The 8,920-nt window shown below is 73.0% G+C and carries 10 protein-coding genes; 3 read left to right on the top strand and 7 right to left on the bottom strand.

The features are described from left to right. Positions 1 to 13: 13 nt before the first annotated feature. Together PLP61_RS03425 and PLP61_RS03430 are read right to left on the bottom strand one after the other, a co-directional pair. Complete coding sequence (locus PLP61_RS03425) at positions 14 to 538, bottom strand: GNAT family N-acetyltransferase (RefSeq protein WP_324500365.1); 525 nt, start codon at positions 536 to 538, stop codon at positions 14 to 16. 9 nt (positions 539 to 547) lie between these two features. Next, a complete protein-coding gene (locus tag PLP61_RS03430) occupies positions 548 to 1,093 on the bottom strand; it encodes a DinB family protein (protein ID WP_324500367.1) in 546 nt (181 codons plus the stop codon). A 170-nt stretch (positions 1,094 to 1,263) separates the two neighbouring features. Between PLP61_RS03430 and PLP61_RS03435 the strand changes: the two genes are divergently transcribed. Next, positions 1,264 to 2,757 carry an alkaline phosphatase family protein gene (locus PLP61_RS03435; protein ID WP_324500369.1) on the top strand — a complete coding sequence of 498 codons (1,494 nt, stop codon included), beginning with the start codon at positions 1,264 to 1,266 and terminating at the stop codon, positions 2,755 to 2,757. A gap of 3 nt (positions 2,758 to 2,760) precedes the next feature. Here the strand turns inward: PLP61_RS03435 and PLP61_RS03440 are convergent, their stop codons facing one another. The 3 genes from PLP61_RS03440 to PLP61_RS03450 are packed head-to-tail and all read right to left on the bottom strand — an operon-like array spanning position 2,761 to position 4,561. Next, a complete protein-coding gene (locus PLP61_RS03440) occupies positions 2,761 to 3,135 on the bottom strand; it encodes a pyridoxamine 5'-phosphate oxidase (RefSeq protein WP_324500371.1) in 375 nt (124 codons plus the stop codon). A gap of 20 nt (positions 3,136 to 3,155) precedes the next feature. Further along, on the bottom strand, positions 3,156 to 3,785 hold the full coding sequence (locus PLP61_RS03445; RefSeq protein ID WP_324500373.1) for a YigZ family protein: 630 nt from the start codon (positions 3,783 to 3,785) through the stop codon (positions 3,156 to 3,158). Next, positions 3,782 to 4,561, bottom strand: a complete 780-nt coding sequence (locus PLP61_RS03450; RefSeq protein WP_324500375.1) for a TSUP family transporter — start codon at positions 4,559 to 4,561, stop codon at positions 3,782 to 3,784. The genes PLP61_RS03445 and PLP61_RS03450 overlap by 4 nt, the downstream gene beginning before the upstream one ends. Positions 4,562 to 4,708: 147 nt before the next feature. Here PLP61_RS03450 and PLP61_RS03455 point away from each other — a divergent pair, with 147 nt between their 5' ends. After that, positions 4,709 to 5,290, top strand: coding sequence for a hypothetical protein (locus PLP61_RS03455; RefSeq protein WP_324500378.1), 582 nt, complete (start codon positions 4,709 to 4,711; stop codon positions 5,288 to 5,290). 59 nt (positions 5,291 to 5,349) lie between these two features. Here PLP61_RS03455 and PLP61_RS03460 read toward each other — a convergent pair whose 3' ends face one another. Next, a complete protein-coding gene (locus tag PLP61_RS03460; RefSeq protein ID WP_324500380.1) occupies positions 5,350 to 6,777 on the bottom strand; it encodes a cystathionine beta-synthase in 1,428 nt (475 codons plus the stop codon). Between the two features lie 54 nt (positions 6,778 to 6,831). Between PLP61_RS03460 and PLP61_RS03465 the strand changes: the two genes are divergently transcribed. Continuing rightward, a complete protein-coding gene (locus tag PLP61_RS03465) occupies positions 6,832 to 7,872 on the top strand; it encodes an SGNH/GDSL hydrolase family protein (protein WP_324500382.1) in 1,041 nt (346 codons plus the stop codon). 11 nt (positions 7,873 to 7,883) lie between these two features. On the opposite strand, the gene PLP61_RS03470 is transcribed toward PLP61_RS03465, so the two are convergent. Beyond that, complete coding sequence (locus PLP61_RS03470) at positions 7,884 to 8,765, bottom strand: Bax inhibitor-1/YccA family protein (RefSeq protein ID WP_502888933.1); 882 nt, start codon at positions 8,763 to 8,765, stop codon at positions 7,884 to 7,886. Between the last annotated feature and the right edge of the window lie 155 nt (positions 8,766 to 8,920).

Genomic DNA, 8,920 nt, shown 5'->3' on the forward strand with positions numbered 1-8,920 from the left:
CTACCCACGTCCGTCAACCGGACACGGTGTCGTCCGACCCAGGTCCGAGGAGGTCGAGGAACATCACCTGCAGACCGACGTACCCGTGACGGGCGGAGCGGAACGCGCCGGGAACCGTGCCGATGGTCCGGAACCCGAGTGCCTGCCAGAGCCGTACGGCGGCGGTGTTGGTCTCGACGACCGCGTTGAACTGGATCCCGCGGAAGCCCTCCCGGCGGTGCCACTCCACGACCCACTCGGCCAGCTCCCGACCGACCCCGCGACCCTGGGCGGCCGGGTCGACCATGAACGAGGCGGTGCCGATGTGGGCGCCGCGGCCGGGACGGTTCGGCCCCATCCTCGCCGAGCCCACGACCCGGCCCTCGTCCTCCAGCACGACCGCATGCGCGGGGGGCGGCTCAAGCCAGAGCGCCCGGGCCTGGTCGGAGGTCAGGTCCGCCGGGTAGGCGTAGGTCTCCCCCTCCTGGACGATCTGCCGGAAGAACGGCCAGATCGCCGGCCAGTCGCGGTGCTCAGCGACGCGGATGCGGGAGGCCACCCGGGGAGCCTACAGATCGGTGGCGCCGTCGATGGACTCGCGGATCAGGTCGGCGTGGCCGGCGTGCCGGGCGTACTCCTCGATCAGGTGCACGAGGATCCAGCGCAGCGTGAACTGCTCGCCCGTGCGGTGGCTGCCCCGCACCGACCGGGTGTCGAGGCCGTCCCCGGCCATCGCCTCGTCGATCCGCCGGTCGCCGGCGGCGATGGCGCGGTCGTAGAGCGAGAAGAGGTACGCCGGGTCGTCCTGCGCCGCGGTGTGCCACTCCCAGTCACGGTCGGCGTCCCAGTCCACCGAGGCCCACGGCTCCCCCAGCTCCTCACCGGCGAGGGTCTCGTCGAACCAGCTCTCCTCCACCACGGCGAGGTGCTTGAGCAGGCCCCCGAGGGTCATCGTCGAGGGCGCCAGCGGGGTCGCCAGCTGCTCCTGGCTCAGGCCCTCGGCCTGGCGGCGTACGGTCGCTCGGTAGTAGTCCAGGAAGCCCCGCAGCATCGTCACCTCGTCCGCGGCGAACGGAGGGTCGGCACGCGGCGTGGTCGGCACGAAGTCGCTCATGCCCGGCACAGTACGGCGGACCGCCGTCGCTCGGCCACACCCTCCTGGGTGGTGGATGCCGGTGTTCGTCGGTTTCCCTGCGGCTGGTGGGACGGAGCGCCGTACGCCGGGGAGCCCGCCACCGGCGCCAGGTCGCAGGAAGGGGGCGGGGCGGACACTACGGTGGGGCCATGTCACGTGACGAGGACCGCGAGAAGTTCATCGAGGCGCTCTGCGCACCCGGGCTGGCCGACATCGTGGACCTGGTCTGCTGGGTGGAGGACGGCGAGGGCGGTCCCACGGCGTACGCCGCGAACAGCGTCGGCCGGGTGCGGCTGCACCCCGACCGGCCGCGCGAGGTGGTGTCCGGGCAGGACCCGATCGGCAGCGAGGACCCGCTGGCCTTCCTCCCCTACGAGCGGGAGCTGGCCGACCCCTCGCCGGCCCGGTCCACGCACAACGCCTACCCGCTGGCGGCCACCCGGCTGCTGTCCTTCTTCGCCGACCCCGACCGGAGCCCCGACCTGGCGGTGGTCCACACGCCCCGGCACTTCTTCCCCGAGGAGGGTGGGCACGTGGGCGAGCACGGGTCGCTGGACGTGATCCAGTCCCGGGCACCGTTCATCCTGAGCGGGGCCGGCGTCCGGCGGCAGGGGTACGTCGACGCCTACGCGCGGCTGGTGGACGTGGGTCCCACGCTGGCCCACCTGGCGGGGGTGCCCGAGGACGACCTGCGCGACGCCAAGGGCGAGGCGCTGGACGGACGGCCCCAGCTCCAGTACCTGCAGCCCGGCACCAGGCCCAGCCACGTGATCGGCATCCTCTGGGACGGCGCCCACTGCAGCGACCTGCTGCACCTGGCCGAGACCGGGGAGCTGCCCGGGGTCGCCCGGCTGGTGGAGCGCGGAGTCGCCCTGCGCGGCGGCGCGGTGGCGGAGTTCCCCAGCATCACCCTCACCAACCACACCGCGATCCTGACCGGCATCGGGCCCGGTCGGCACGGCGTGATGGGCAACGTGTACTACGACCGTGCCACCGGCGAGCGCGTCGTGCCCAACGACGAGAGCACCTGGCACCGCAGCGCGGAGTGGCTCCACCCGGCCGCCCGCACGATCTTCGAGATGGTCGGCGACCACCTGCCCGCCGACGCCGCCCCGCGTACCGCCAGCATCGACGAGGCCATCGACCGCGGCGCGGACTACTCCACGATGGCCGTGATCCGGGCGAGCGGGGAGAGCGGTGCGGACGCGCTGGACGACGCCCTGCCCGACCCGCACAGCTCGGCGTTCGTACGCAACCGCGACTACCTGGCGGACCGCTACTTCCGCTGGTGCCTGCGCGTGGACGACCTCGGTCTGCAGCAGGTGCTCGACCTGTGGGCCGACCCGGCCCTGGCGCCCCGGCTGACCTGGTGGGCCAACATCGTCACCGACGGCGGGCACCACGGCGGTGGCCCGCGCTCGGAGATGGCCCGCGACTCGCTGAGGCAGAGCGACGCGAGGCTGTCGGTGTTCCTGGACCAGCTGGAGCGGCTCGGCGTGCTCGACGACGTGACGATCCTGCTCACCGCCGACCACGGGTTCGAGACCTCCTCCCCCGAGGTCACCGGGTCGTGGCGGCCTGCGCTCGACGCGCTGGGCATCCCCTACCGCGACGAGGGGCCGGGCTTCGTCTACCTGCTGTGAGGCTCAGCCGACCGGGCGGCAGTCGTGCCCGCACCCGTCGGTCGGCGGCGGGCCGTCGGCGTGGGCCGCGGGACGGTGCAGGACAGCCGTCTCCGGCGTGACGACGAACCCCTCCCCGGCCACCTGGGCGACCCCGTCGACGATCAGGGTGTACCCGTACAGCTGCGCAGGCGGGAAGACCAGCGTCACCGCCGCGTTGCCGGCCACGTTGGCCGCGGTTCCCCTGCTCGGTCCGGGCACCTCCAGGACACCGGCGCGGACGACCGGATCGACCGTGACCGCCTTGACCCGGCCCTGGCCGGAGACCGACAGCAGGTAGCCCGAGCCGAAGTCGCCGAGTGCCTCGGCCAGGCGCGAGACGTCCACCGGGATGCTCATGGGCCGAGGGTACGCCGGGCTCACCCCGCCAGGTCCACCCACCGCTGCCCCACGACCACCGGCGTGACGCCACCCCCGGTCAGCTCGGCCACGGCCGCGCGGACCCGGGCCTCCCCCTCGGGGGGTACGCCGAGCAGCAGCGACACCACGTCGGCGTACCCGACGTCCAGCACGGCGACCCCGCGGGCCCGCAGCTCCCCCTCGACCCGGCCCGCGTCGGCGTGGTCGAGCTCGACGCGGAGCTCACCGACCAGCTCCCGGGTCAGCAGCCCGACCTCGTCCAGCCCGGCGCGCACGGAGTCGCCGTAGGCACGGACCAGTCCGCCCGCGCCCAGCAGCACTCCACCGAACCAGCGGGTGACCACGGCCACCACGTCGCTGACCCCACGCCCGCGCAGCACCTCCAGCATCGGGGCGCCGGCCGTGCCCGAGGGCTCGCCGTCGTCGCTGGAGCGCTGGAGGGCCCCGCTCGGCCCGAGGACGAAGGCGGAGCAGTGGTGCCGCGCGTCCCAGTGCTGCCGCCGCATCCGGTCCACGACGGCCCGTGCGGCCTCCTCGTCCTCGACCCGGGCCAGGGTGCATAGGAAGCGGGACCGCTTGACCTCGATCTCCGCCTCGCCGTCGCGCGCGAGGGTGACGTATCGGCTCACCACACCCCTAGCATCCCGCCGGCCAGGCGAACCACGAACGCAGCCACCACGCAGAGCAGGAACACCCGCACGAACCCGGCGCCGCGGGCCACCGCGGTGCGCGCTCCCAGGTAGCCGCCGACCAGGTTGGCGACCCCCATCCCCAGGCCCAGCCCCCACAGCACCGCCCCCTGGGGGACGAAGACGCACAGCGCCGCCAGGTTCGTCGCCCAGTTGGCCAGGCGGGCGTTGGCCGAGGCCTGGACGAAGTCGTAGCCGAGCAGCCCGACCAGGGTCAGCACGAGAAACGACCCGGTGCCCGGACCCAGCGCGCCGTCGTAGAACCCGACCACCAGCCCGGTAAGCATCGCGGCCACCACGTGCCGCCGTCCCGAGAAACGCAACGCGGTCCGGGCGCCGAGCTGCGGGGTGAGCGCGACGTACCCGCCGACCACGACCAGGACGACCAGCAGAACCCGCACGAACGCCGCCCGCGGGATGTGCGTGGCCACCAGCGCGCCGCCCAAGGAGCCCACGAAGGCCAGCGTCATCAGCGGCAGGAACGTGAACCGGTCCGGACGGGCCCGGCGCAGGTACGTCGCAGCCGCGACCGAGGTGCCGCAGAAGGAGGCAAGCTTGTTGGTCGCGAGCACCTGGATCGGCGCGGCACCCGGCAGGGCCAGCAGCAGGGCCGGGATCTGGACCAGCCCGCCCCCGCCGACGACCGCGTCGACGAACCCAGCGGCCAGCGCCGCGAGCAGGAGCAGGCCCACCACGGTCGGGGAGAGGTCAGCCACGCAGCGGCACCCCGGCCATGGCCCCTATCGTAGGGCTCGGCAAGCCCGTCGAGCCGCGCGGTATCAGCACACGCATGGCGGGCTCCTGTCATTTCACACGCGCCCGGCCACCAGCGGGGTCGGGCACCCAACGAGAGGAACACCCGCATGCGCACCACCTTCCGCACCGCCTCCCTCGCCGTCGCTGCCGTCGCCGTCACCGGCGCCGTCGCCCTCACCGCACCGGGGATGGCCAAGGGCCTCTTCGACGCGCAGAACGCCCACAAGGTCGACGGCCTGCACGCCAACCAGCTCACCAAGACCCAGTACTTCAAGTCGAGCACGGTCTTCGACGACTTCGACACCTGCGCGATGACCGACGTCCGCACCGCCAAGTTCAAGACGACCCACGCGGGTGTCATCTCGGTCACCTCGTCGGTGAGCGCCGCCCGCGACACCGACGACCCCAACGAGGGCATCCTCACCACCCGGATCCTGCTGGACGGGAAGGTCATCAGCCAGGAGTCCTCGGCGAACCTGGAGAACGACGGCACCGAGGACGCGACGGTCGTCGGCATCGGCGCCGGCAAGGCGGGTCGTGGCACCCACACGATCAAGGTCCAGGCCCAGGAGTGCGGGCCGGGCATGGCGTTCATCCACCACGAGTCGCTCGTCGCGGAGTACTCCCCGTTCGGGGGCGCGCCGGCCGGGACCGCACCCCGTCCGGTGACCGCCAAGCTCAACCGCTGACCACGACGGCACACGAGGCCCGGGACCGCACGGTCCCGGGCCTCTGCCGCGCGCTGGGCTCAGCGGCGGCTGAGGAAGGCCAGCAGGTCCTGCCGGGTGAGTACGCCGACCGGCTTGCCGTCCTCGTGCACCAGCACGGCGTCGGCGGACTCCAGCATCGCCACGGCGGACTGTGCCGACTCGCTCGCGCCGATGGTCGGCAGCGGGGCCGACATGTGGTCCTCCACCCGGTCGGTCAGCCGGGCGTGCCCGGCGAAGAGGGCGTCGAGCAGCCCCCGCTCCGAGACCGAGCCGGCCACCTCGGCCGCCACGATCGGCGGTTCGGCGCGCACCACCGGCATCTGGGACACGCCGTACTCCTGCAGGATCTGCACCGCCTCGGCGATCGTCTCCCCGGGGTGGGTGTGCACCAGGTCCGGGAGCACGCCCGACTTGCCGCGGAGCACCTCGCCCACCGTCTGGGTCTCCCCCTCGGCACGCCCGACCGCAAAGCCGTACTGCGCCAGCCAGTCGTCGCTGAACACCTTCGACAGGTAGCCGCGGCCCGAGTCGGGCAGCAGCACCACGATCACCGCGTCCTCACCCTCCGGGGTGCCCTCGAGCTCGTGGGCCAGCTGGACGGCGGCGACGACGGCCATCCCGGAGGACCCGCCCACCAGGAGCCCCTCCTCGCGAGCCAGCCGGCGGGTCATCGCGAAGGAGTCCGCGTCGGAGACCTCGATGATCCGGTCGGCGATCTCGGCGTCGTACGCCGCCGGCCAGAAGTCCTCCCCCACGCCCTCGACCAGGTAGGGCCGCCCGGTGCCACCGGAGTAGACCGAGCCGGCGGGGTCCGCGCCGACAACCTGCACCGCGGGGTTCTGCTCCTTCAGGTAGCGGCCGGTGCCGGAGATGGTGCCGCCGGTCCCCACCCCGCACACGAAGTGCGTGACCCGTCCGTCGGTCTGCTCCCAGATCTCGGGGCCGGTGGTCTCGTAGTGGGAGCGGGGGTTGTTCGGGTTGGCGTACTGGTCGGGCTTCCAGGCGTTCGGCGTCTCCCGGACCAGCCGGTCGCTGACGTTGTAGTAGGAGTCGGGGTGCTCGGGGGCGACCGCGGTCGGGCAGACGACCACCTCCGCCCCGTAGGCCTTGAGCACGTTGCGCTTGTCCTCGCTGACCTTGTCCGGGCACACGAAGATGCACCGGTAGCCGCGCTCCTGGGCGACCAGCGCGAGGCCGATGCCGGTGTTCCCCGACGTCGGCTCGACGATCGTGCCCCCGGGGACCAGCTCGCCGGAGGCCTCCGCCGCCTCCACCATGCGCACCGCGATGCGGTCCTTCACCGAGCCGCCCGGGTTGAGGTACTCGACCTTGGCGAGCACCATCGGCCCGCTGCGGGGCTCGACGCGCGGGCCGGGTCGGGGGTCGTCGTCGGGCTCCACCACGCGCAGGAGCCGCAGCAGGGGCGTGTGGCCGACCAGGTCCAGGAGCGACGTGACGTACTGCACGGAGCCAACCTAACCCGCCACGAGACCGCCCCGTCCATCCGTAGCATGGTGGCCATGGGGAAGGCAGCGGCTGCACGCAGGTTGGCCTCCGCCGCGGCGTACGGAGGGGGCGGCCTCTCCGTACTCGGCGGGGCGCTGTACGGCGTGCTGCGCGCCGAGGCGAGCCTGGCCCGACGCACGATCGGCGAGCCCGGCGACCGCACGCCGCCGGACTCGACCGGCTGGTACGGGCGGGGCCGGCCGGGGCCGGCCATCCGGATCGCGCTGCTGGGCGACTCCAGCGCCGCCGGCTACGCCGTGGACCGGGTCGAGGAGACACCGGGCGCTCTGCTCGCCTCTGCGGTCGCGGAGGCCGCCGACCGTCGGGTGCACCTGCGCCAGCTCGCCGTGGTCGGGGCGCAGTCCTCAGACCTGGCCGAGCAGATCGACCGGGCGCTCCCGGCCAAGCCGCACACCGCCGTGGTGCTCATCGGCGCCAACGACGTCACCCACACGGTGCTGCCCTCCCAGTCGGTGCGCTACCTCGGGGAGGGGGTCCGCCGGCTCCGGGCGGCCGGCGCGGAGGTCGTCGTGGGCACCTGCCCCGACCTGGGCACCATCAAGCCGATCGCGCCGCCGCTGAAGCAGGTGGCCCGCTCCTGGTCACGGCGGCTGGCCGCCGCGCAGACCATCGCGGTCGTCGAGGCGGACGGGCGCAGTGTGTCGCTCGGCTCGATCCTCGGCCCGGAGTTCGCGGCCGCCCCGGCGCTCTTCTTCGGCCCCGACCAGTTCCATCCCTCCGCCGACGGCTACCGCTCGCTCGCCGAGGTCGTCGTGCCCTCCGTGCTGGCGGCGCTCGGCGTCCTGCCCGAGGACGAGGTCGCGCCGGCCACCCGACGCGGCGAGATCGTGATGCCGGTGGCCGCCGCCGCAGTACAGGCCGTGCGCACCCCTGGCACCGAGCTCGACGGCACGGAGGTGGCCGGCTCCCAGCGCGGCCTGCGAGGCCGCTGGGTGCAGCTGCGTCACCGCCGGGAGCGGGGACCCGGCGCCGTGGAGCACCCCGAGACGACGGAATCCCCGGAGTCCGTGGACGCCGGGGATTCCAGAGGCTGAGCGGGCCTCGGTCAGTCGCCGCGCATGATCGCGAGGATCCTCAGCAGGTTGGTGTAGATCCAGACCAGGCTGACGGTCAGCGCGAAGGCGGCCCGCCAGGACTCGCGCTCCGGCAGACCGGCGCGGACGCCGTTCTCGACGAAGTCGAAGTCGAGGATCAGCATGAACACGCCGAGCACCAGGCCGGCGGCCGCGAACAGCAGGCCCATGCCGCCGGTGCCGAACAGGCCGATCGGCATGCCGAACAGGCCCAGCACCATCTCCAGGAGGCTGAGACCGACCATGCCGAACATGGCGGCGATGACGAAGGTGCGGAACCGGTTGCCGACCTGGATGTCGAAGAACTTGTACGTCGCGAGCGTGCCGGCGAAGGCGGCGAAGGTGCCGATGACGGCCTGCATCACGATGCCGTCGCCGAAGTACATGTCGAAGAACTTGCTCAGCGCACCCAGGGCCACGCCCTCCAGCGCGGCGAACGCCAGCACCAGGGCAGGGCTGATCACCCGCTTGAAGGAGTTGACCATCGACAGGATGAAGGCGCCACCCGAGCCGATGAGCAGCGCGGCGCTGAGCTGGGCCGCGTTGGTCTGGTCGGCCAGCGTGGTGCCGTTCTGGATGTCGCCGATGTAGAGCCAGGTGGCCACGGCGGCGGCGATCACCACGAGCAGGGTGAGGCCGGTCTTCTGCACGACCGAGTCGATGGTCATCGGCGCGGTGCTGACCGGGGTGGTGGGCGGCGCGCCCACGGACCAGGTCGACGGGTCGGTAGAGGCCTGCTGCGCGCCGTACCCCTGGTAGGTCGCGCCGTTGCCTGCGTAGGTCTGGTTGCCGTAGGCGTTGGCGGTCCCGTTGAACTCGGCCGAACGCCTGAACACGGGATTGTTGCTCTGCATCTGGTCTCCTCCTTGGAGGCCTTGGTGGCTCGCCCATCTGGCGGCTCACCGCCGAGCCCCGATCCTACCGGGGTCTGCCTGGTCCAACGGTCGACGCGGCCCCGGTGTTCCCGTGCCCCCGGTGGGGCTCGAACCCACACTGCGTCGCTTTTAAG

This window comes from Nocardioides sp. (assembly GCF_035429765.1).
Classification (GTDB): Bacteria; Actinomycetota; Actinomycetes; order Propionibacteriales; family Nocardioidaceae; genus Nocardioides.